The sequence below is a fragment of the Flammeovirga aprica JL-4 genome (assembly GCF_012844305.1).
Taxonomy (GTDB): domain Bacteria; phylum Bacteroidota; class Bacteroidia; order Cytophagales; family Flammeovirgaceae; genus Flammeovirga; species Flammeovirga aprica.
The window spans coordinates 1-25032 of sequence record NZ_JABANE010000013.1 but is presented as its reverse complement, the minus strand read 5'-3'; the positions used below and the strand labels follow the sequence as shown (position 1 = coordinate 25032).

Below are 25032 nucleotides of genomic sequence, written 5' to 3'. Positions count from 1 at the left end.
TTTTTACAGGCGGATGATCAATAAGGTAAAGTCATCATCCATAGCTTCTTTCCCCATAAAGTTATAAACATCCATCAAGATTTTGTTGGCGATAACTTTAAGAGGTTCGTTTTTATTCTGCTCAAGAATCGCTTTCATGTAGTCATATCCGTATTCATCCACACCATTTTTACTTCTGGCTTCTGTGATACCATCAGTGTAAAGAATCATAATGTCTCCAGGTTGATAGTGGATCTCATGATTGTGAATGAATTTTTTGTAAGAGTTATTTCGAACAATACCAAGTCCCAGTCCTCTATTATCAAGGAATGTGGCTTCATTGGTTTCATTACTGTAATATAACGTAGGGCAGTGTCCAGCTCTGGCGTAATCTACCTTTTGCAATTCAGTATTGATATGAAGGTAGGTCGCTGTAATGAAAGTGTCTCTTTGTATACAGCCCGTCAGTGCGGCGTTGGCTTTTGTAAAGAATTCATCAGGTTTTATACCTTCTTCACGTGCCAGTGAATGATAAATACCTTTCATCTGTGCCATATTGAAGGCCGCTTTAGGTCCCTTGCCTGATACATCAGCAATGATAAAGCTAACCTCATTGTCATTCAGACGGTGCATATCATAATAGTCACCTCCCACCACAATAGCAGGTTCCCACGTCACATAAACCTCTATATTTTCATTGATTTCCTGCTTTTTAGGCATCAAAGCTTCCTGTGTCTGCTTGGCAATCTGCATACTGTTTTTATACACCTCATTCTTTACAGCATTAGAAAGAAGATCAAGGTTGAACAATGCAATACCAGCCTGTGCCACATAGGTGTTGACCGTAGATTGCATCACAGAGTCAATGGCGTTATGGAGCCTTTTGACCAATACCAAAGAACTTTTCACCTCAGTATCCACAATGATTGGCAATGCAATGATAGAACGGTAGTTCCTGTTTACATTTTCTTTGCGGAAGTAAGGCTGGAAATTCAGTTTTATAGGTTGAGAACCATTGTACTCGGCTTCTTTCAGGTCTTGATTTACAATAAGAATATCCTCTTTTTCTATACCGTAAATCACTTTGACATTGTATTCATTGTCAATAATCCACCCTGCATCAGCTTGAATGCTTTTTAGTGAACTGTGCAATAAAACCTTATAAACATCAGTATCCTGCTTACCGTCTCTGACAGCCAAACTCAAGTCTCTGAAACTACTGATCTCTTGTTCTTTTTTCTCAAAAACAGAAGATGTAGGTAAACTGAACAGCATGAATAGTGCGGCTGATACGGCATAAACAAACACAAAAAGGAAAAGTGTAACAGGGAATAAATTCTTAATCAAATCATCACTGATCAATGATTGTTCATAGAAATAGAATCTAAAGCTTGCTACAAAGTAGCTAAACGCCAGCATGATAAAAGCTAGCTTAAAAATACCTTGTACTTTTTGCTGGAAATTGAGGTGTGGCACCCATCTTACATTAATTGAAATCATTAAAATCCAGAGTATCAAAAATGCGATCGGGATTTTGAAGTAGACATCGTCTATGGTTCCAATTCTGATAAAGTGAGCGAGCATTGTTAAACCCAGAAAGATTTCAAATGCCAGCCATGTATAATGCGTAAATTGTGTTTGTTCAAAAAGGATTAATTTCTTCCAGGTGACAAAGGTACTGATCAGTAATGTCATCAAAAGTGAGAACTCAATATGGAAGAAAATGGCATAGAGGAAGGGCAGATTGTATTTCAGTTCATCCCTGAGCCATGTCAATAACAGATTCACACCCATTGAAAGAAGGGTGGACAGTAACGCTACAACAAAAATTTGCCATAAAAGCCCTTGAAAATCCCGTTCTTTTGGTTGAAAATAGAGCCAAATCAGAAAATAAGAGGAAATAATCCATATATTTAATATTAAGCCTTTCACAAAAGAGGGAAAAGGTGCATGTGCGATATTGTAGTCTGTGAGGTATTGTTCACGGACGCCAATCATCAACAAGAGGATCCAGCTCACAATACTAGCTATAGTACTGATACGTTTGATGCTCTTGTAACTGAACATGTCATTTATTTTTGTTGCTTTGTTAATAATACTGTTTTTTTAATTAAAAATACTTGGTATAATATGTGCCTACCTGTAAAAAAGCATATTATATTAGCGACCTCAATATTCTAGAATCACTCTAGTTGAAGTTAATACAAATATAATCGACTAATTGTGCTTTTTCTATCTTTAGAGAGACAATATTGAACATACATCTAAATGCTTGATTTTTTCTTAGCAAGCCATAGTGATTAAATTAAAAACAAATATATATAGAACTCCCATTATAGCACTGCACATCAAGGTGATTTTTTTTACCTTTTTGTTATCATTAACTCAACCAGTTTGTGCACAAAATGACCTGCTACTCACCGGACTAGACCAATATGAGATAGACACGGTGGGGTATGTTCATATCAATAAAATCAACTTTGTGGGGCTAAAGAAAACTAAACCTCAGATTATCAGCAGGGAATTGGATATCAAGGAGGGAGGATTGGTACCCAAAAAAAATATCAAGCAGTACATTACTTCGGAAAGAAATAAGGTTTTCAATACCCAACTTTTTGAAACTGTAGATGTCATGGCCATTGAAGTGGCAGATGATTCAATCAATATAGAATTCATCATGGTTGAAAGGTGGTATACCTGGCCTGTGCCTCTTCTGGAATTGGCTGACAGGAGCTTCAATGAGTGGTGGAACAACAGAAATGCGGATTTGGGTAGAATTCAGTATGGATTGGATTTTAAACAGCGTAATATGCGGGGGCGTAATGAGACTCTTGATGTATTGATCAAATTAGGATTTTCAAGGCAGTTCAGTGTAGGATACGCTTTCCCTTATATTGATAAAAAACAAAAGACAAGCCTTTCTTTCTCGGGTACTTTTCTGGAGGAAACTACAGTAGCTTATAAAACGGAGGAGAATAAATTTGTTGAGGTTGAAAAAGATACCGAAGTGCTGAGAAGGTCATGGAAAGGAGTAGTTAACTTTGGAAAAAGATATGGTTTTTATGATCACCACAATTTCTCTTTGCAATTTAATCATGATCAGATAGCAGACACCGTAGCGATGCTCAATCCAGACTTTTTCCTTGATGGAAGAACAAGGTTAAGGTATTTTACTTTAGGCTATACTTATACAAGAGATAAAAGGGATATTACGAGTTATCCGATGGATGGCTATTATTTGAAATTGGGAATAGAGAAACTGGGACTTGGAATTTTTGATGACCTCAATGCCGTTATCATAGAATGGTCAGCCTACAAGTTTATGCCTTTGGATAACATCAAGCGTTTTTACTTTTCATCAGGTTTTGCCGGTAAATTAGGTTCTCCAGAGCGAATGCCATACAATCAGACCAGGGCCGTGGGGTATGACAACCTTTTTGTGAGGGGATATGATAATTATGTGATTGATGGCCAAAATGCGGCGATTCTTAAAAATGAGGTGAAGTTTAGAGCTTTATCCACAGCATTTAACTTCCAAAATATTATCAAGTCTAAACACGCGAAAAGAGTGCCGATTGATATTCTCTTCAAGGCTTATATTGATGCCGGATACGTACATCTTCCTAGTGTGAGCGAATCCAATGCATCTTTGACAAACACACCACTATTAGGGTATGGCTTGGGGATTGATTTTGTGACTTTTTACAGTTCAGTACTGAAATTTGAGTACTCCTTCAACAGACATGGAAAAGGAGGAGGTTTCTACTTCTACTATCAAGTGGACCTTTAACCCATATTGCAGTCACAGTCTTCAAGACATGAGATGATATTTACCACTGACTTTTCTTTCAACGAATAATAAATATTTTTCCCTTCTCTCTGTGAAGATAAAATACCCTTCAATTTCATATTTGATAAATGATGGGAAGTCAAAGACTGCTCACAATTTAATTTAGTACAGATTTCGCTTACTGAAAGACGGTTGGTGCAATCTAGTAATTCCAATATTCTAAGCCTTACTGGATGTGCAATGGTCTTTAAAATAAAAGCAGCTTTTTCTATCTTATCGTATTCCATAAAATATTGTATTAATTTAAGTACTACTTCCCGTTACTTCTGTCCTAGTACTTGGGTGATGGAAAATACAAATATACAGACTTATGATTACATGTTCATGTATTGAAGTGTTAATGCTTATTTTTAGAACTTAAAATTTGTACACCAATACTGCACTCTAAACATTTGTTTTTCTGACAATACTGTGTGTAAAGTTCTATCAACCCTTGAGAATCCAAGGAAGAGTTGTTCTTGATTGGGTATTCTTTCCACACTTTGGTATACTTATTATTTTCCGCCGGAATAGACTCTAATAATTGAATGGCTTTCTCTTTATACCTGTTTTCATTTCTGTCAGAGCCATACGCAAACTGCAACGGAATAACTACGTTAACCAACAAAGATTGGAGGGCTGACTTCCCTATAAAAGGACTGATCGGTTTTTTTGATTTTTTGTTGAAATGATAATGCGAATGCCAGTATTCTGAGGTGGGGTGTTGCATAAAACGGATAAAACTTTCCAATGAAGAAATATGCAGAAAAGCAGAGCACAAGTGAGGAATATTGATGATGATACTAGCCAACTGGGCGATGCGGATCGTGGGAAAATTGGCAGGGCGTAATCTCAGGAATTTCCATTGCTGCAATGTCATTTCTTTTTCCTTTATCGAATATTTATGACTCAGAAACCTGTATTCTTTATAAAGTTTTGTCATGTAGGGAGATTCTGATTTTTCAGATAGAAAACCCGCAGTCCCAAAAAGAAAAGCTTCCACTTGAGTGGGCTGATAAGCATGCAGTTTTAAAAGCCGGACTGGAACTATAGCTGAAAGACGCTGAAAAGCATCATTATTGACCTTAAAACCGAAGTATTCTGCTAAGGTTCTGTAAGTACATTCCTCCCAATCTCTATTAGAATTCTGTAGTTGTTGGAGTATTTTTCCAGCTTTCCGTTCTATTCTTTCCATGAAAACACGGTCAAGCATGGCTATTTTGTGAAGCCTTGACACATTTTCTAATTGACTTCCACATACAATCAATTGTTCATCACTAAGAAAAGTTTGATACCTGTCGAATACTTCTTGATTTATAAATCTTTCTATACTTAAAGTGGGAATCAGTGACTTATCATTGCGGAATACATCAAAATCGTTTTCCCAAACCACATGAAGAATCACATTATCATAGGCACGGTTTTGAGAATGCTGATGTCTTTTCCAATCTGAGGCTTTTACATGAATTTCTACATTCCCATGCCAATCCATTCCATTGATACGGATATGAGCGTTCAAAAAATCAGGACCCGCATCATGATTCTGCAAGCCAGAGGAGATGATTTCTAGTGTTTCCTTTTGATCTGTTTGAAGTGCAATAGATTTGAAATACCTGAATTTCCAGATAAAATAAAGGAAATCTTCTTTCATGAGAGAATTGCTAGCTTGAATCGTTTTCATTTGAGTTTACTTTTTGTGCTTTAGAGTTCAAACAATATAAAAAAGAAAAAGCCAAGAGGCAAACTTACCTCTTGGCTTCGTGAGTGTTATGAATATATGATAGTCATCGGGGGGCTCAGACCCCAAGTCAATTTTATTTCATTCTAGCGTAAACTAAAACTTTACGTTGAATACGTTCCATATCTTCTTTACCTAAATTAGTAACTCCTTTTTCAAGTGCATTAAAATAAGTCTCAGTTGCTTTTTCCACATTACCAGTTTTGATGTAATAGTCACCTAAAACTTCCAATGTTAAAGCATTGCTTTCAATTGTAATTGCTTTGTCGATCCATGCTTTCGCCATTTCAAGATCACCACCCCAGTTGATGGTCAATACAGCGGCATGTTTTAAAGTTTTCCAATCATTGTTTCCTGCTTCTTCTACCATTTTAATTAGTTTAGCACTTTTTTCATCATTTGGTGCTTCTAAATCAGTGGTATGGGCAAATACTGAAACAAAACTTGAGATTAATACTGTAAGAGTTAAGAAAATAGTTTTCATGATATTAAATGTATTATGTAATTGTAATTAATTTGACACATTAACTATAATTCTATATCTGTGCCATAAAAACTTAAATTACTGTTATTGAGTTTTTTACGTTTTAATTCATTGATATTTAAATAAAAACCACGTTCGAAACCGAACAGTAAATACAGTGTTTGAACAGCCAAAGTGTTCATTTTCAGTAAACTTGGTGTTTAAGTAATAAAAGGTTGCGTGAATGACCGACTTATTTTAAGATCTGATTACTTTTGTAGGATAAAGACATAAATATGAATAAAAATATCCAACCCCCTATCGCTCGAAAAGAGCCTAAGATATTAGAGAAACACGGAGACCAAAGAGTTGACCCATATTATTGGATGCGAGATAGAGAAAACCAAGAGGTGATTGACTATCTCAATGCTGAAAATAAATATATTGAAGAGGTAATGTCTGAGCACAAGCAATTCGAGGAAGATTTGTTCGAAGAGCTGAAAGGACGTATTCAGGAGAAAGACGAATCAGTGCCTTATAAAGCAAGAGATTACTATTATTATGTTCGTTATATAGAAGGAGGGGAATACCCGATTTACTGCCGTAAAAAAGGTTCATTAGAAACGGAAGAAGAGATTTTGATTGATGCGAATATTGAAGCAAAAGACAAATCTTATTATAAAGTGGGAGGAATGACCGTAGGTGAGGATCAAAATAAGATTGCCTATGCGGAAGATATTGTTGGAAGAAGAATATATACAGTTCGTTTTAGAGACCTTTCTACAGGTGAAAACCTTGAAGATGTTTTAGAAGAAACAACTGGCGATGCAGTTTGGGCGGCTGATGGAAAAACAGTTTTCTACACGACTCAAGATAAAGAAACATTGCGTCCTGATAAAGTATGGAGACACACTTTAGGTACTCCTCAGTCAGAAGACGTAGTGGTATATGAAGAAAAAGACGATACTTTTTGGATTGGTGTTAGAAGAACAAAATCAAGGGCTTATTTAGCTATTGAATCGGGTTCTACACTAACGACTGAAACAAGAATATTAAAGGCTGATGACCCATTTGGAGAATTCAAACCTTTCATTCCTAGAGAAAGAGAACACGAATACAGCGTATCTCATTTCAATGGTCATTTTTATATCGTAACCAACTGGGATGCGAAAAACTTCCGCTTGATGAAAGTGTCAGAAGATGCTGATACTACTGATAAAAACAATTGGGAAGAAGTAATTGCTCACAGAACTGATACACTTCTTGAAGGCTTGGATATCTTCAAAAACTTCTATGTAATTGAAGAAAGAAGAGATGGTTTGGTGCATATTCGTATCATTAAATGGGAAGATGGATCAGAGCATTATTTAGATTTTGGTGAAGAGACTTACAGTGCATGGTCAGGGGCAAACCCAGATTTCAACACAGATATCTTACGTTTTGGCTACAATTCTTTAACTACACCTTATTCAGAATATGATTATAATATGGTGGACAGGTCGAGAGTTTTACTGAAACAACAAAAGGTTTTAGGAAAGTTTGATCCACAGGATTACGAAGCAAAGCGTTTGTATGCTACTGCAAAAGATGGCGTAAAAGTGCCTATTTCTGTAGTGTATAAAAAAGGTTTTGAGTTGAATGGTCAAAATCCATTGTACATGACGGGTTACGGATCGTATGGTATTTCTTATGATGTTGCCTTTTCTCCATCAAGAATCAGTTTGATGGAAAGAGGTTTCGCTTTTGCGATTGCTCATATCAGAGGAGGAGAAGATTTAGGAAGAGCTTGGTATGAAGATGGTAAAATGTTGAAGAAGAAAAATACATTCAATGATTTCATCGCTTGTTCAGAATTCTTGATTGAGGAAAAATATACATCAGCAGAAAAGTTTGTAATCAACGGTGGTTCTGCCGGTGGATTATTGATGGGTGTTGTAGTAAACGCCCGTCCTGATCTTTATAAATTCGTAATTTCAGACGTACCGTTTGTGGATGTGGTGACAACAATGTTGGACGAATCTATTCCATTGACTACGGGTGAATATGACGAGTGGGGTAATCCAAATGAAAAGAAATATTACGATTATATGCTGTCTTATTCTCCTTATGATCAAGTGGAGAAAAAAGATTATCCGCATATGTTAGTTACTTCTGGCTTGCATGATTCTCAAGTACAATATTGGGAACCTACAAAATGGGTAGCCAAACTTCGTGAGGAAAGTACAAGTGATAATTACATTATGCTTAAGACAAATATGGACGCAGGGCACAGCGGTGCTTCAGGTCGTTTCCAGCGTTTTAAGGAAGTAGCATTTGAATATGCGACAATTTTCGCTGTTGTTGCTCCAGAGCAGATGGTGGCGATTGATCGATAAGAAATAAAACTATTTTACTAGCGCAAGTCTTAAGCCGTAGGCGAGACTTGTGCTGGTATTTTTAATAAGTCTGTAGACTTATAGCTCCACAAGAAAAGTTCATTTCTGCTAGGAGTCTCAACATTAAAACTAACTATTACAATAACGATTCAAAAATGAGTAGAAAATACAAAATTCTAGATCAGACTAAATGCTATTTTGTTACACTAACTGTAGTTCATTGGATTGATGTTTTTACAAGAAAGGAATACAAAGACATCATTATTGATAGCTTGAAATACTGTCAAAACAATAAAGGATTGGCGTTACATGCTTACGTTATTATGACCAATCATATTCATCTCATAATATCGAATAATGAAGATAATAAGCTAGAATATATCCTTAGAGATATGAAGAAGTTTACGTCTCTTAAAATCATCAATGCAATTAAAGACAATCCTGTTGAGAGTAGGAAAAAATGGTTGATTTGGATGTTTGAAAAAACAGGTCAAAGAAATAAAAATAATACCAGGTATCAATTCTGGCAACAGCATAATTGTCCAAAGATGCTTACGAGCTCTGATTCACTTTCTCAAAAGCTAAATTATATTCATGATAATCCTCTCAAAGAGGGAATAGTCAATGAACCTGATGAATACCTGTATTCAAGTGCAGGAAATTATTCTGGTAAAATGTTGAGGGTATTGGATGTTGAACTGATTTAGAAGCAAATTAAAGCCCCTTCTTTAAAGTAATTTTTCATCTAAAAGTCTTCAGACTTTTTACAGATGCCAGCACAAGTGTCGCTATCGCTCAACACTTGCGCTAGATGTTTTTTTATTTCTACATTTATAGTTTTTTATTATAACTATATAAAAACATATTATTTTTATTTATAAACAGAATCCACCACCTTTGTAATGTAATCAATCAGAAACAATAAAAGATAGATATAAACATGAATACTTTAGCATTAAACATAATCGGAATTGATGTAGAAAAAGCATCACAATTAGGTCAAGGATTAAACACTTTATTAGCCAACTTCCAACTGTACTATCAGAATTTGAGAGGCTTACACTGGAATATTCAAGGTAAAAACTTCTTTGAACTTCACGCTAAATTCGAAGAGTTATACACAGGTGCAAACGATCGTGTAGACGAGATTGCAGAAAGAATTTTGACATTAGGAGTACAACCTTTACATACTTTTTCTGATTATTTAGAAGCTTCAGAAATTGAGCAAGGAAAGAACATTACAACAGATGTGGCTTCAGTAGAATTAGTAGTTAATAACCTGTCTACATTATTAAAAATTGAAAGAGAAGTAATTGAGCAGGCATCTGATGCAGGAGATGAAGGTACAGTGGCGTTACTTTCAGAGTTGATCAGCGAGCAAGAGAAAACAATTTGGATGTTAGCCGCTTGGTTGAAATAAGATATCAGTAGTTATTAAGTTAGAGAATAGATTGGAGTATTGAGGTTGCCATTTTAAAATGGCAACCTCCTTTTTTATTAATTTTTTGAATCTATTGTTCTTCTATTGAATAAAGGATAAAATAAACATCAGATGCTATTGTTCCTTTGGAGTACCGATTTTCAATGTGAATGTTTTTTGTGATTGTATTATCTTTCTTGAAAAAGCATGCATGATAAAATCAGTACTGGAAAGCCTTTCAATTGTACCTGGGTAAATGTAGTTTTTCTTATATATTTTATTTGAATTTGGATCAAATACTATATTGAAGTTTGTATCTCCTTTCATGCTTATTTCAGCACTTAATAACTTATTTCCATCTAAATAAAACATTAAAATAGAGTCATCCATATTGAAAACTTTTAGTGTTTCACCGAAAGGAAAATTGACGTTTATAAAATGGTATCTGAAATGGTTTTTAATCCAATTAATTTTACCGTATTCGTTTACATTGATATATTGGATCCCCTTTCTACTTCCCCCATTCATACTATAATTTTCTGAGATTAAAGTATAGGTATTATTAGCTTGCTGAAGAATATTTGAAATATTAAAACCATCGTCGAGTTTATAGTTTGGATCACTTTCAAATTCTCTAGTTAATTCTTTTTGAAGCTTTGTAAAATCTTTTTGGTCTTCAAAGTGAGGACGAGACATCGGTAGCCATAGGTCTCTAATATTTTCTCTTGTAAATGGAGTAAATGTTTCAGTAAGTATTTCTTTTTTTGTGAGATCCAGGTTCATAAAATATAACCCTTCGATCTTATTATTGACTTTACTTTTTTTGAAGTCATAATAACCTGCAATGATGAGATTATTATTATCATTTTGAATAAACCTTAGATCTTCTATGTTTTTATCTTCATGTCTTATTGTATGAACTAATGCTTGTTCTTCTCCTTTTTTAAAAACATACAGGGAGAAATAATGATCTTTTTTCTCACTAGAGTTTTTTAATTTCTGAATACCATATAAAGTACCATCATTGAATACTTGAAGATTTTTCTCCTTAAAAATATTGATCTTATTAGGTAAATTGTTCTGAGGATTAGAGAAATAGGTAGAGAGTGTAGGAGACATTTTCCATTCTTTTTCCCAATTTTCATTGATCATATCAATAAAAACATTTGTACATTTCTCTTTTTCATTATTAAAGAATGTGATAACTGAAAGGTATTTTTTTGACTCTGATTGAATAATATTAAAATTAACACTCTTGTTATTTCTATCACTGCCTTTATTATTATTGATTAGCATCCTTTCAGCCACTAAAGTTCCTTGATCAAAACCCTTCTTTTCGATGTTTACCTTTTTTCTAAAGAGACGATGTTTAGTACTTGAATAAGCAGAATAGAAAAGCCATATATCTCCTCTATAATCAGCTATTAAGTCAACATACTCCATGGTATTATTTGATTGATAGCCAACGTAAACTTCAATATTCTTGATATTAATAGTAATTTCTTTACTACTGTTTTTTGGAACGAAAGAAAGAAATACTTGTTGCTCTTTGTTTAAAGTACTGTATAAAGTATAAGAACCTTTGTCTGTGATGAGTTTTTTGTGGTACATATAGTCAGTACCTTTCTCTTCAAACTTTAATAAAGTAAGATCTGAAATAGTGTGGAACTGAGAATATCCCAAGTATGGGGATATAACAAAGAGTACTAATAATAGTAGTTTGCTTAAGTTTGTCATTTGTAGCATTGAAAAGTTTAAATAAAAGTCTAATATAAAAAAAAGGCAACTTCTTTCGAAATTGCCTCTTAGTATTTTTTATTCCTCTTCCTCTGCTTCATTCTCCAAATCAATGCGATCTTGATATGGATTGTAATCTGCATCCGGTAGAGGTTCGTAATCTTCTTCTACAAACTCTTGAACTTCTTCTTCTACGCCGTCATTGATGGCTTCCCAAAGAATATCTTTTAATTCAGGAATACCTTTTTGGGCAAGAGAAGAAATAAAGACATACGGTACGCCTTCAGGTAAAGTTTCAGAGATCATTTCCTCTAATTCCTCATCAAGCATATCGCTTTTTGTAATTGCTAAAAGACGGTTTTTGTCAAGTAACTCAGGGTTGTATTTTGTCAATTCGTTGACTAATACTTGGTAGTCATGAGCTACATCTTCGCTGTCTGCAGGAACCATGAAAAGTAATACAGAGTTACGCTCGATATGTCTTAAGAAACGAATACCCAAACCTTTTCCTTCTGCTGCTCCTTCGATGATACCAGGAATATCCGCCATAACAAATGAACGGTTATCACGATAAGAAATCACACCAAGGTTTGGAACCATTGTCGTAAATGGGTAGTCAGCGATCTCAGGTTTTGCTGCTGAAAGAACAGAAAGTAACGTAGATTTTCCTGCATTAGGGAAACCAACAAGACCTACATCTGCCAATACTTTTAACTCAAGAATCACCCAAGCTTCTTGGCAGTCTTCACCCGGCTGAGCATAACGAGGAGTTTGGTTGGTAGCAGTTTTAAAGTTTCTGTTACCTAAACCACCACGGCCACCTTTCATCAAGATGATTTCTTGACCGTCTTCTGTCAACTCACAAAGTTTTTCTCCTGTTTCAGCGTCTTTGGCGATTGTTCCCAAAGGCACGTGAAGGATGATATCTTCACCTTCAGAACCACTTTTACCTGTACCTTGACCACTTTGTCCATTGTTTCCATGAACGTGTTTACGGTATTTCAGGTGCAATAAAGTCCAAAGTTGTTTATCAGCTTTTAAGATGATATGTCCACCTCGTCCACCATCACCACCGTCAGGACCACCTTTCGGTACGTGTTTTTCTCTACGAAAAGATACTGCTCCAGATCCGCCTGAACCTGAACGTGTGAATATTTTTACGTAATCTATAAAATTTGATGAAGCCATTTTTTCTATGCTAAATGTCGAATAATAAGGCTTTTAAGAGAGGAGGGTGCACAGGACAAAAATGCATTGATGCAATACTCACTTTAAAGCCGAACTGCAAAGGTAGGGAAAGAACTTAAATCCTATCACTATTATTAACAACTGATTGGAATAAGAGTATAAAAACCAATGAATTAAATTATCAAAAACAGTAAAAGTAGAGATTCTAAGCCAATAAAAAAGAGGTATTGTTTACACAATACCCCTCCTTTGCAATATAAATATATTGATTATAAGCTATCGATCGCTGCACATAAGTTAGTGAAGATTTCTTCAATAGAACCTACACCGCCGATTGCTTTATATTTTCCTTGAGCTTCGTAGAAGTTAGCTACTGGAGCCGTTTTCGTGTTGTATTCTTTCACACGGTTACGGATCAAGTCTTCGTTTTGGTCATCAGTACGACCAGAAGTTTCGCCACGCTTCAAGATTCTTTTCGTTAATTCTTCTTCATCAACGTCAAGAGCAACCATACCAGAGATAGCAATACCATTTTCAGACATTAAACCATCTAAAGCTTCAGCTTGTGCTACTGTACGAGGGAAGCCGTCGAAGATAAAACCGTTACCTTCTTTGTTTGCTTTGATTTTAGAATCAATCATACCAATTACAACCTCATCCGGCACTAATTGACCTTGGTCCATTAGTTCTTTCGCTTTGATCCCAAGAGGAGTTCCCGCTTTGATTTCACCACGAAGAAGGTCACCAGTTGACAAGTGAACAAGGTTGTATTTTTCCTTAATCATGTCACTTTGCGTTCCTTTTCCTGCACCTGGAGGGCCAAATAATACAAGATTGATCATAACTTTAAATAGTATGTTTATTTGTTATAAGAATGATAAACGAGTAAAAGGACTTTACTCGGAAGGGCAAACATACAAAAATCAATTAAAGTTTTCTAATGAAATTAACTCTCATTTATGATTTCTAACGGTTATACAACCGGTTTATATTGAACTGTTAAGCATCGTCTAGGGAGATGTTTTAGATATTAATATCCAATTCCTTTCTTAAAATGCTCAAAGCTTTTGACATTCTCTTTTCAATAGCTTTGATACTCACACCTAGTCTTTCGCTGATTTCACCATAAGTAAGACCATCAATTCTATTCATTAAAAAAACCGTTCTGCTTTTTTCTGGTATTTCATTGATGGTGTTATCCAAAGTGGATTGAAACTCCTCCAATTCCATTTTGTATTCGGGGTTGGTTTCTACTTCCCCGTCTTTTTTGTTTTGTTTCTGTTCAAACTGCAGCACCACTTTTCCATGTTTAATGTGGTTGAGCATTAAATTATTGGCAATGGTATATAAGTACGTTTTTACAGTTTCCAGGATAACTTTTTCTCTTGATTCCCAAAATTTCACAAAAGTCTCCTGAGCAATGTCTTCTGAAAGATCTATATCTCCAATTTTATAGTAGATGAAACTCTTTATACTATCATAGTATTTATCAAAGAGTTCTTTAAATTCTTTTTCAGAGATGCTATGTTTTTGATGTTGAGTATTCAATATTAAATGCTAAATGATAGTGGTACTTGTCTACATGCATTGACTAGATTAATTTACAAATTGAAAACCAACTTTTATGCAGTAAACAGAATATATTTCAAATTAGGTCGTCATTTTACAGCCACTTAACGGATTGTAAAAAAAATTGAATCACTATAACGGGTAAGTCAGAATGTCACCTTGAGGGCATTCAACGTTTATGTCTTATGAATCGAGGCAAATCTAATAATTATTAGCAAATAATCCTTAATTATTACTTTCAGATTGTTGTTGGTAAAGTGATTGATAATGTCCTTCAATCTTAAGTAGTTCATCATGAGTGCCTTGCTCTATGATTTGCCCTTCATGAAGCACAATAATTTTATTTGCCAATTTCACTGAAGAGACCCTGTGGGAAATAATTACTGAAGTTCTGTCCTTCATTACCTCCTGTAAGTTGTTCAAAATCTCGTTTTCTGTATTGGTGTCAACCGCAGATAAACTGTCATCTAAGATCAGAATACTAGGCGTGCCCAGAATAGCTCTCGCAATAGTAGCTCTTTGTTTTTGTCCACCAGATAGTGTAATTCCTCTTTCACCTACAACAGTGTCTAAACCATTGTCCATATTTTGGATATTTTCCCAGAGGCCAGCATTTTTCGTTGCTCTGATGATGTCCTCTTCAGTAGCATCAGCTTTCGCAAAAGCAATGTTGTTTCTCAAAGTATTAGAGAAAAGGAATACATCTTGAGGAGCCATATTGATCTGAGAACGAACATCATGAAGGTTTAATGTCTTCAAATCATGGTCGTCAATCAATATTTGACCTTCTGTAGGATCATATAATCTTGAAATCAAATTGGCTACAGTACTTTTACCAGAACCTGTAGTCCCTAATATTGCTAGTGTTTTTCCTGTTTCTATTTCAAAAGAAACCTTATCCAATGCCTTGATACCTGAATCAGGATAAACCAATGAAACGTCTTTGAAGGTGATTTTACCTTTAATATCAAAAGGTTTATTTGAAGGTGAAGTAATTTCTGGCTCAATACTCAAGAACTCGTTGATTCTTTTTTGAGATGCGGCTGCTCTTTGTACGATACTTGTCACCCAACCCAATGAAGTTACAGGCCAAGTTAGTAGTGTTACGTACATAATAAATTCAGCGATCACACCCGGAGTAATAGCTCCCTGTTCTACTTCTAACCCACCCACATAAACGGTTAGAATTGTACTTAAACCAATCAGAAATAGCATCAGTGGATAAAACATAGAGTTTACCTTTGCTAGTTCTAGCTGTCTGTATTTGTATTCTTTGGCGGTTTCATCGAACTGATGAAGTGATTCTTTTTCTCTGACGAATGCTTTTAAAACTCTAATACCAGAAAATGCTTCCTGTACAAAAGTTGACATCGTAGACAACTGTTGCTGTATTAGTTCAGATTTTTTATTGATGATGTTGTTGACAAAATAAATACTGATGGAAAGCAATGGAAGAGGGAATAAGGCCCAAATTGTCAGTTCGACATTGATACTTACCATGATGGAGATCGTCAGAATAAATGAAATCACCATGTTGATACTGTACATAATGGCAGGTCCAAGATACATTCTCACTTTGCTGACATCTTCTGATATTCTTGCCATCAAGTCACCCGTATTATTTTTTCTGTAGAAACTTAAAGGAAGCTTTTGATAGTGCTCAAAAATGTCATTTTTCAAATCATACTCAATCAAACGGGACATCACAATAATTGTCTGACGGACGAAAAATAAGAAAATACCTCTCATCAATGCCATTCCTACAATTACACCACCATAGAGTAATACAACTTGGAAGAACTCATTAATATAACTGTCATAAAGTTCACTTCCTTTCAGTAGAGTTTGTGTTTTGAGTGTATCCACCACCAAATCTAAAGCATAGCGGACCACTTGAGCCGGGGCAATCGCAAATATGTTGGAGATGATCATAAAAATGATCCCCAATGTTAACCTAAAGCCATAGCGTATGATATATTTATTAAGATAAGCGAGTTCTTTCATTCTGCTTTCTATTGTAATTATTTCGATGTAAATCAATAATAGTTGTTGTCACAACTAATATAGCACACAAATGTAACTAATTGTTTTAAACAAGCTCCGAAACCTTCATTTAATTGTGTGTTTTGTAATACATCTTTTATGATTATTGCTAGATTTCTAAATAAATTTTAATAAAAGTTTTTGAAAAATGTTATGCTTGCATACTAAATATTTATATATTTGAGATTAGAAGGAGAGGATAAGCGTATTTTAGACGTAAAATATTCCTATGCATCTCACCAATAACACACACACATCACACAAATTATTATGAAAGCATGGGCGAATTACGTAGAACTGAAAAAAAGAAGAAGTCGGTCGATTTAAGTATCAAGGCCACATGGCTGGCGATTTCAAAAATGTACAACTTATTAGGTGCAGATTATGAAATTTCCCACTCCATTGGTTTTGTGTTATTGAATATCGACCCTGTTGAAGGAACTCCTGCTACGAAAATTGCTCCGCTGATGGGAATGGAGGCCAGAAGCCTTACCCGAATGCTCAAAAATTTTGAAGAGAAAGGATTAATTGAAAGAGTAGCAGACAAAACGGATAAGCGAAAAGTGATCATTCGCTTGACAGATTATGGTCAGATGAAACGTGAAATGTCGAAACAGACCGTAAAAGTTTTTCAGAGAAGAGTAGAAGAAAAAGTTACTCCTGATCAACTATCAACCTTCTTTAGTGTAATGGACAGCATTAATGAAGTGATCAAAGACCCGAAAGGGCAAATGTTCGATGAGATCAGAGATCAACTCAAAAGCTTCGGAATAACTGAGGAAAACGTGAATAAGAAGTAGTTTTTTTACTTCTTGAGTACTAAGCCAAAAATAGAAGATTTCTAATTTTGTCTTAGTGCTTACAGCGTTTACACCCAATTAAAATAAATACATAAAATAAACAACACCAATCGGTAAACCGATGAAAAACAGAACTATCAATAAAGTGGCGGTTTTGGGTTCCGGCGTAATGGGATCTAGAATTGCGTGTCACTTTGCCAATATTGGCGTAGAGGTATTGTTGTTAGACATAGTACCTCGTGAATTATCAGAGAAAGAAGCAGCACAGGGATTAACCCTTGAAACCAAATCAGTTCGAAACAGAATTGTCAACGATGCTCTAAAGACAGCTCTAAAATCTAAGCCTGCACCTATTTTCAAAAAAGGAATTGAGCGCTTAGTTTCTACAGGAAACTTTACAGACGATATGCCTAAAATTGCGTCATGTGATTGGGTGATTGAGGTCGTGGTAGAGAACCTTGAAATTAAGAAAAAAGTATTTGAGCAAGTAGAGCAACACCGCAAGCCGGGTACATTAATAACATCGAATACGTCTGGTATTCCGATCAAGTTTATGTGCGATGGCAGAAGTGAGGATTTTGTGAAAAACTTCTGTGGTACGCACTTCTTCAACCCTCCACGTTATTTACGTTTACTGGAAATCATTCCTGGACCAAGCACTGATCAAGATGTAGTAGATTTCTTGATGCATTATGGTGATGTACACCTAGGAAAAGAAACGGTATTGTGTAAAGACACGCCTGCATTTATTGCCAATCGTATTGGTGTTTATGCAATCATGTCAGGTATGCATACAATCCAGGAAATGGGATTATCTGTAGGTGAAGTAGATAAATTGACGGGCCCTTTAATTGGTAGAGCAAAGTCTGCAACATTCCGTACAAGTGATGTAGTTGGTTTGGATACAATGGTGAAAGTATCGAACAACTTGCATGCAGGTTTGCCTGAAGATGAATCAAAAGAACGTTTTGTTTTACCAAAAATCGTGAGCGAGTTAAATGATCGTCAGTGGTTTGGTGATAAGACAAAACAAGGTTATTATAAAAAGACAAAAGACGAGAATGGCAAAAAAGTTATTCTTGAATTGAATCTTGAAACATTTGAATACCAGCCGAAAACGAGAGCAAAATTCAAAGCACTAGAGGCGGTAAAAGACATCGACAATCTAAGAGAGCGTCTTCCAATTCTTCTGGGTTTTGAAGATAGAGCAGGGGATTTCTATCGTAAGACTTTCTATGACGTATTCCGTTACTGCTCGAACCGTATTCCAGAAATTGCAGACGAATTATTCAGAATTGATGAAGCAGTTGCAGCTGGTTTCGCTTGGGAATTAGGTCCGTTTGAGACTTGGGATATTCTTGGAGTGAAAGAAACAGTGGAGAAAATGGAAGCTGCAGGTGAAAAGCCAGCGGCTTGGGTTTATGAAATGTTGGAAGCAGGTCATACTTCATTCTATAAAAATGAAGACCGTCAGCGTTTCTATTATGACATACCTTCCAAATCATACAAAGTTGTTCCAGGTACAGAGTCATTAGTGATGTTAGAAACATTGCGTGGTGAAAATGTAGTGTGGAGCAATGCAGGAGCAACATTATTTGATATTGGAGATGGCGTATTGAACCTTGAGTTCCATACCAAAATGAATGCCTTAGGTGCTGAAAACCTTGAAGGTGTAAATACAGCGATTTCAATTGCGGAAGAAAAAGGCTGGAAAGGTCTTGTAATCGGTAATGAATCGGCCAACTTCTCAGCAGGTGCCAACTTAGCCATGCTGTTCATGTTTGCATGTGATCAGGAATATGATGAAATCAATTTGATGATTGCTCAGTTCCAGAAAACAATGATGAGAGCACGTTATTCTTCAGTACCTGTTGTGGCGGCAACTTCTGGTCTAGCATTAGGCGGTGGTTGTGAGTTATCAATGCACTGTGATGCCATTCAAGCTCATGCTGAAACCTATATGGGATTAGTAGAAGTAGGCGTTGGTTTGATTCCTGCTGGTGGAGGAACCAAAGAAATGGCACTTCGAGTATCGGATTCATTAAAAGAAGGTGATCCGGAGTACAACCGTCTGCAAGATGCGTTTATGAGCATCGCGACAGCAAAAGTGGCAACATCAGCAGAGGAAATGAGAAATATGGGCTTCATGAATGCTCAATCTAGAGTAACACTAAACCGTAAGCGTGTGATTGCAGATGCCAAAACACGTGTATTGGAATTGTCAGCTTTAGGTTATGCACAAGCCAATCCTAGAAGAGATATTAAAGTACAAGGCCGTGGCGGTATGGCATTGTTTGAGGCAGGTGTAGTAGGAATGCAATATGCACATTGGGCTTCAGACCACGATGCTAAGATTGCTCGTAAATTAAATTATGTGATCAATGGTGGAGATCTTTCAGCTCCAACTTTAGTTTCTGAGCAATATTTATTGGACTTAGAGCGTGAAGCGTTCTTGAGTTTATCAGGCGAGAAGAAAACATTGGAGCGTATCCAAAGTATTCTATTCAAAGGGAAACCTTTAAGAAACTAATTTTACTAATCACCATTAAACAACTGATCATTAATAATTAAAACAATGGAAGCTTACATAGTAGCAGGATATAGAACAGCGATTGGCAAGGCGAAAAAAGGTGGATTTCGATTCACACGTCCTGACGATTTAGCAGCAGATGTCATCCAACATCTCGTTCAGAGCGTACCGGCTTTGGACCCCACTCGAATTGATGACCTCATCGTAGGTTGTGCAATTCCAGAAGCAGAACAAGGTATGCAAATGGCAAGAATGATTTCATTGCTTGCTTTTGCTCCAGATAACTTAAAAGTACCAGGTGTAACAGTGAACAGATACTGTGGTTCTGGTGTGGAAACGATCTCAATGGCAACGGCCAAGATCCGTGCAGGAATGGCGGATTGTATTATTGCAGGCGGTACAGAATCCATGTCTATGGTACCAATGATGGGCTATAAGACAGGGTTGAACTACAAAATTGCAACGGAGACACCTCAATATTATTTAAATATGGGGCTCACTGCAGAAGAAGTAGCCAAAGATTATGGTATTGACCGTGATGAAGCGGATGAGTTTGCAGTAAAATCGCATGAAAAAGCATTGGCCGCAATTGCTGATGGAAAATTCAAAGATGAAATTGTTCCAATTACAGTGAAAGAAACGTACTTGGAGGGCGACCGTAAAAAGACAAGAGAGTTTGTAGTGGATACGGATGAAGGACCACGTAAATCTGATGCTTCAGGGTTAGGTCGTTTAAAACCTGCCTTCAAACAAGGAGGACAAGTAACAGCCGGTAACTCTTCTCAAACTTCAGACGGCGCCGCATTCGTGATGGTGATGTCTGAACGTATGGTAAAGGAATTGAAATTGGAGCCCATTGCAAGAATGGTGTCTTATGCATCGGCAGGGGTAGACCCAAGAATTATGGGTATTGGTCCGGTGGAGGCAATTCCAAGAGCAGTAGCTCAAGCAGGTTTGAAATTGTCAGACATTGAGCAAGTGGAATTGAATGAAGCTTTTGCAGCACAATCATTAGCGGTATTGAAGAATATTGATATTGATCCGGGCATTGTTAATGTAAACGGTGGAGCGATTGCATTAGGTCACCCACTAGGATGTACAGGTGCAAAACTTTCAGTACAGCTTTTCAATGAAATGAGAAGACTTAATCAGAAATACGGTATGGTAACAGCTTGTGTCGGTGGTGGACAAGGTGTTGCTGGTATTTATGAATTATTAAAATAAGACCAATAACCTTCAGGCTATAAATAGATAAGGTGACTCTTCGGGGTCGCCTTTTTTTATGCACAGTACTTTCACAATATGTGTGTAGAGAGTGTCAACAATAATGAGATAACTGTCAAATCTTAAGTTTTGATTGTTTTGTACTACGAAAACTCAATCCTAATTGGAAAATACTTTTAAATTGCGTTTTGCTCCTTAAATTTGTTGTATGAACTTGATGAAATTAATCAAAAGAGGATTATGGTCATTAATCCCACTGTCAATTTTTTTTGCAACCCCATCCTGTAGAGACTGCGATGCTTATTCCAATCCCTCTTCTTATGCTGTTGGAGCTTTTTATGATAAAAATGATCCTTCAAGTACACTGGATATTAACTTTACTTCTGTAAAAGGAATAGGTGATGGTGCCCCAGAAATAACAAAAATGGCAAACGGTAAATACCTGCTTCCATTGAAAGTTACGTCTAGAGAAACGGGTTTTTCATTTGTGACAGAAGGAATGGCCGATTCAACATATATCAGTTACGAAACCTCAGTGAAAGTAAACGGTCCGGATTGTGGAGCTTATGAACAGCTTTCAGGTTTGAAGGTTTCTCCTACACAAGGAGGAGCAGGACAAGATTTTTATAGAGGAGATGTATTATTTGATTCAGTAGCAGTAGTAGTACCCACTGTTTCAGCTGATACAATCACCGAGAATATTCGATTTGTAATTGATGTTTGTGATTCTGAAGAAAAATCAGCAAGTCGAAATTTAATCGTAACTTACTTAGATAGTGCCACTGGCAACCCAAGAGAAGAATCATTTACATCAATTCATGTAAAAGGGAATCATTTTGCACCGATTTATACTGGGTCGGATCGTTTCAGTACTATTTATTTACCTTTGGAAGGTAGTGACAGTACTACATTTGTTTTTAGACAAATTACGAATGATGCAGATACAATAGAACAGTCTATGAAAGTAGTTTTTAATACTTCTACTACAATTAGTGATGACGCAACAGGTTGTATATTTTTTGATGGTACAGGAAGTGTTCTTTTAGACAGTGCAGGAACGACTGGTAAAGAATTTATTTATCCTCAAGGCCCTCATTTTAAGAGAATGCAAATTGATAGAACTACTGTAAATACTAATCCAGATTTTCCGAATGTCAAGCTATTTATCTAAAATATTAACGATTACAATGTGCCTTTTGGGAGGTGCACTGACGCTTTATGCTCAAAATGAATCCGGAGAAGAAGTTTATACAGACTCTTCTGATGTAGCACAGGATACAACACTTATCGAAGAAGAGCCATGGCCTTTAAATAAAAAAGGAGAGCCAAAAGGTTCTCAGTTCTTTGTATTGTCTGCAATGCGTTTGGGCACGGATTTACGTCCGCTTGTGCAGTCTATGACTGAGTCAAAGATGAGTGCTTACACTTTATATGCTGATTTTATGATCAGAAATGCCTTTTTTATCACAGGGGAGTATGGAGTAATGGACCGCACGAAAGAGAATCCTGATGCTGATTTTTTCAGATATAGAAGTAACGGGTCGTTTTATCGTTTTGGTATTGAATACAATGTGATGAAAAGAGCATCTACAGCCAATGCTCTGTCATTTGGACTTAAGTATGCGAACTCTACTTTTGATCAGTCAGCAGATTTTTATAGTTCTGGAAATGATTATTGGGAAGAGGGAGCGACACTAAAGCACTTGACGGAGAAAAACGTCAATGTGGACTGGTATGAATTTACGGTAAGTTTAAAGCTGGTACTAGTCCAAAACCTAACGGTAGATTTTGGGTTTGCTTACACTATCAAGAAGGACTTTCCTCCTACAGCGATTACAAAAGCGCATATTCCTGGCTGGTATCATAATAAAGACGACAGATCTAGGTTAAATTTCCAATACAGGCTTTTATATAGAATTCCATTCTGGCCGATGTATACAGAGCCAAGGCAAAAGAAAAAACAATAGTTCTTTCGATACTTACTTGATCATTTTCATTATATTAAATAATAAACCAGAAAAAATGAGAGGAATATTCTTTAATGTAAAATCAAAAATCTCATTCAATAGTTTTTGACTTGATAGCATAAGAGAATCTGACCCTTTCACTGAAATATAAATTTAGTGCTCTAATAACTCTTTTATCTATTCTTATTTATGAAACACATATTAACTGCACTCTTACTTTTAATGAGTGTTCAATCTATTTATGCACAAAATGAAAAAAAAGGAGATCCAGATCCTAGAGATATGGATTTCAATCACAATGAAGCCAAAGGGCAGTGGTATACCTCTCTGACAGTGCAATTATCATCAAGCAATGCCGAAAATGAAGATCAGTTTATTAGAGAATTACATAAACAAGACAATGGTGATTTTGAAATAGGTGTTCAAGGAGGATATTTCATTAAAGATTTCTTTATGGTAGGTTTGGAGTTTTCTTATTCAAGTGAGAACAAGAATGAAATTTACACGGCTAACAATGTTAGAACACACTTGAAATCTATTGGACATGGTTATTTCTTTGCTCCTTTTATCAGAAACTATATTCCTTTGTCAAGTTCTAGACGTTTCAGTATTTTTAATCAAACTTCCCTTCAGGTGGGAACTTCTAGAAGATTAAAACAAACTGAATCGGGAACTGACTTGAATAAAACCATGACAGATAAAGTGCTTTTGGGTATTGGTATTCAGCCTGGTCTTGCGGCGTTTATTGCAGATGGTTTTGCTTTTGAAGCTTCAGTGGGTTTATTGGGATTGGAAATGGAACATGTGAAAGGTGTGAAAAACTATACTGAAGAATCTCAAAGAACAGATTTTGACCTTAATTTTAGAGTAAACTTATTACAAATCAAATTGGCTGTGGCCTACTATTTCTAAACTTTGAATGATGAAAATATTACGATTTACAATACTATCTGCCTTGGTGTTTTCTCTTTCTTCATGTATTGATTGGGATTATTTTGGTTTATCACCAAAGGCTGAAATTACAGCTTTTGAAGTGGAAGGTCAGTCAGGCACTTCTCAAATTGACTCATTAAATAGAGAAATCTTGGTTCCTGTAAATGAATCAGTGAATTTAGATAGTCTTAAAACGACAAATATTACGATTTCATCTTTAGCATCAGTTGAACCCATGGTTGGAGAGGTTCAAAACTTTTCCGATACAGTAATATATGTAGTTACAGCTGAAGATGGAAGTAAAGTGAATTGGAAAGTGAAAGCTTTCCGTCAGACTTCTGAAATACAGATAGAGAATAGTAATTTTGACTCATGGTATGAAACAGAAGTAACATGGTTATTCAATAAGTATACATATAATACACCAACTCCTCAGTCAGATGTATTAACTTCTAGAATTTGGGACACTGCAAACAGAGGTGCAGTAGCTTCTTTTGTTGATGGTGGTAATACTACTCCTCAAGATAGAGATGGAGGAAAATATGCTCAGCTTGAAAGTATAAAAGTACCTATATATAATATCGCGGCAGCTTCTTTATTTACAGGCTACTTTACTGATGATTTGCCTCCAGATGCCGCCAATCCTAGAAATAACACAAAATTTGGGATCACATTTGGCAGTAGACCTGTTTCTTTTTCAGTGGAATACAGATATAAGCCTGGTACGGAGTACTATGAAAATCAAAATCCAGCTACAGGTGATGATCAATGTGATATTTATGTAATTCTTCAAAAAAGAGTTGATGGGCAACGATACAGATTGGGAACTGCTTGGCATAGAAGTGGTGATGCTGTAACGGATTGGACTGCACTTAATTTGGATATTCATTATGGAGAATTGCCTGCGGGATCTCCTGCGTTTATGGGGTTAAATCAAAATGCGGGTGAGGAAGAAGTAGGGTTCGCAGATCCTAATGATATACCTACTCATATTCTTATTGTCTTCTCTTCAAGTGCCTTGGGAGACACCTTTACAGGTGCTATTGGAAGTACCCTAGACATTGATAACTTTAAATTGAATTATTAATTTTTAATCAAGATAAAGCCAATAAAAAAGTCCATTGTAATTGATGCCGATTACAATGGACTTTTTTATTTTCAGACTTTGTGAAGTCCTGAAATAACGATACACTAAAACAATCGTTATTATGGAAAATAATAAAAGTCAATACGTTAA

The 25032-nt window shown here is 36.0% G+C and carries 20 protein-coding genes; 11 read left to right on the top strand and 9 right to left on the bottom strand.

Annotated features, from left to right (window positions below):
* Nucleotides 1–3: 3 nt before the first annotated feature.
* Nucleotides 4–2046 carry a PP2C family protein-serine/threonine phosphatase gene (locus HHU12_RS06635; protein WP_169655974.1) on the bottom strand — a complete coding sequence of 681 codons (2043 nt, stop codon included), beginning with the start codon at nt 2044–2046 and terminating at the stop codon, nt 4–6.
* A 304-nt stretch (nt 2047–2350) separates the two neighbouring features.
* Between HHU12_RS06635 and HHU12_RS06630 the strand changes: the two genes are divergently transcribed.
* Nucleotides 2351–3769, top strand: coding sequence for a BamA/TamA family outer membrane protein (locus HHU12_RS06630; RefSeq protein ID WP_169655973.1), 1419 nt, complete (start codon nt 2351–2353; stop codon nt 3767–3769).
* Here the strand turns inward: HHU12_RS06630 and HHU12_RS06625 are convergent.
* From HHU12_RS06625 to HHU12_RS06615, 3 genes are all read right to left on the bottom strand, one after another.
* Entirely contained in the window at nt 3766–4056 is a 291-nt protein-coding gene (locus HHU12_RS06625; RefSeq protein ID WP_169655972.1) for an ArsR/SmtB family transcription factor, read from the bottom strand. The two genes, HHU12_RS06630 and HHU12_RS06625, sit on opposite strands and share 4 nt — an antisense overlap.
* A 110-nt stretch (nt 4057–4166) precedes the next feature.
* On the bottom strand, nt 4167–5489 hold the full coding sequence (locus tag HHU12_RS06620; RefSeq protein WP_169655971.1) for a DUF2851 family protein: 1323 nt from the start codon (nt 5487–5489) through the stop codon (nt 4167–4169).
* A gap of 133 nt (nt 5490–5622) precedes the next feature.
* On the bottom strand, nt 5623–6030 hold the full coding sequence (locus HHU12_RS06615) for a hypothetical protein (protein ID WP_169655970.1): 408 nt from the start codon (nt 6028–6030) through the stop codon (nt 5623–5625).
* 275 nt (nt 6031–6305) lie between these two features.
* Here HHU12_RS06615 and HHU12_RS06610 point away from each other — a divergent pair, with 275 nt between their 5' ends.
* The 3 genes from HHU12_RS06610 (at nt 6306) to HHU12_RS06600 (ending at nt 9804) form a co-directional block, all read left to right on the top strand.
* The gene (locus HHU12_RS06610; RefSeq protein WP_169655969.1) at nt 6306–8384 is read left to right on the top strand and encodes a S9 family peptidase; all 2079 of its coding nucleotides are present in this window, start codon (nt 6306–6308) and stop codon (nt 8382–8384) included.
* Nucleotides 8385–8539: 155 nt separating this feature from the next.
* A complete protein-coding gene (locus tag HHU12_RS06605) occupies nt 8540–9091 on the top strand; it encodes an REP-associated tyrosine transposase (protein ID WP_169655968.1) in 552 nt (183 codons plus the stop codon).
* A 233-nt stretch (nt 9092–9324) separates the two neighbouring features.
* Nucleotides 9325–9804 (top strand): Dps family protein, encoded by a 480-nt coding sequence (locus HHU12_RS06600; RefSeq protein ID WP_044204571.1) that lies wholly within the window; start codon nt 9325–9327, stop codon nt 9802–9804.
* 135 nt (nt 9805–9939) lie between these two features.
* On the opposite strand, the gene HHU12_RS06595 is transcribed toward HHU12_RS06600, so the two are convergent.
* The 5 genes from HHU12_RS06595 to HHU12_RS06575 all read right to left on the bottom strand — a co-directional run bounded on the left by HHU12_RS06595 (nt 9940) and on the right by HHU12_RS06575 (nt 16302).
* On the bottom strand, nt 9940–11541 hold the full coding sequence (locus HHU12_RS06595; protein WP_169655967.1) for a hypothetical protein: 1602 nt from the start codon (nt 11539–11541) through the stop codon (nt 9940–9942).
* A 78-nt stretch (nt 11542–11619) separates the two neighbouring features.
* Nucleotides 11620–12729, bottom strand: coding sequence for a GTPase ObgE (gene obgE / locus HHU12_RS06590; RefSeq protein ID WP_169655966.1), 1110 nt, complete (start codon nt 12727–12729; stop codon nt 11620–11622).
* A 269-nt stretch (nt 12730–12998) separates the two neighbouring features.
* Nucleotides 12999–13571, bottom strand: a complete 573-nt coding sequence (locus HHU12_RS06585; RefSeq protein WP_062618839.1) for an adenylate kinase — start codon at nt 13569–13571, stop codon at nt 12999–13001.
* A 181-nt stretch (nt 13572–13752) separates the two neighbouring features.
* Entirely contained in the window at nt 13753–14277 is a 525-nt protein-coding gene (locus tag HHU12_RS06580) for an RNA polymerase sigma factor (protein WP_169655965.1), read from the bottom strand.
* A gap of 246 nt (nt 14278–14523) precedes the next feature.
* Nucleotides 14524–16302, bottom strand: coding sequence for an ABC transporter ATP-binding protein (locus HHU12_RS06575; RefSeq protein ID WP_169655964.1), 1779 nt, complete (start codon nt 16300–16302; stop codon nt 14524–14526).
* Between the two features lie 317 nt (nt 16303–16619).
* Between HHU12_RS06575 and HHU12_RS06570 the strand changes: the two genes are divergently transcribed.
* From HHU12_RS06570 to HHU12_RS06540, 7 genes are all read left to right on the top strand, one after another.
* Entirely contained in the window at nt 16620–17141 is a 522-nt protein-coding gene (locus HHU12_RS06570) for a MarR family winged helix-turn-helix transcriptional regulator (protein WP_169655963.1), read from the top strand.
* Between the two features lie 121 nt (nt 17142–17262).
* The gene (locus tag HHU12_RS06565) at nt 17263–19671 is read left to right on the top strand and encodes a 3-hydroxyacyl-CoA dehydrogenase/enoyl-CoA hydratase family protein (RefSeq protein ID WP_169655962.1); all 2409 of its coding nucleotides are present in this window, start codon (nt 17263–17265) and stop codon (nt 19669–19671) included.
* 45 nt (nt 19672–19716) lie between these two features.
* Nucleotides 19717–20895 carry an acetyl-CoA C-acyltransferase gene (locus tag HHU12_RS06560; protein ID WP_169655961.1) on the top strand — a complete coding sequence of 393 codons (1179 nt, stop codon included), beginning with the start codon at nt 19717–19719 and terminating at the stop codon, nt 20893–20895.
* Nucleotides 20896–21112: 217 nt separating this feature from the next.
* A complete protein-coding gene (locus tag HHU12_RS06555) occupies nt 21113–22066 on the top strand; it encodes a hypothetical protein (RefSeq protein WP_169655960.1) in 954 nt (317 codons plus the stop codon).
* Nucleotides 22047–22862, top strand: a complete 816-nt coding sequence (locus HHU12_RS06550; protein WP_169655959.1) for a DUF6048 family protein — start codon at nt 22047–22049, stop codon at nt 22860–22862. Before HHU12_RS06555 ends, HHU12_RS06550 begins: the two co-directional genes overlap by 20 nt.
* A gap of 189 nt (nt 22863–23051) precedes the next feature.
* Nucleotides 23052–23774 (top strand): outer membrane beta-barrel protein, encoded by a 723-nt coding sequence (locus tag HHU12_RS06545; protein ID WP_169655958.1) that lies wholly within the window; start codon nt 23052–23054, stop codon nt 23772–23774.
* A gap of 7 nt (nt 23775–23781) precedes the next feature.
* Nucleotides 23782–24882 (top strand): PCMD domain-containing protein, encoded by a 1101-nt coding sequence (locus HHU12_RS06540; protein WP_169655957.1) that lies wholly within the window; start codon nt 23782–23784, stop codon nt 24880–24882.
* Nucleotides 24883–25032 lie beyond the last annotated feature (150 nt).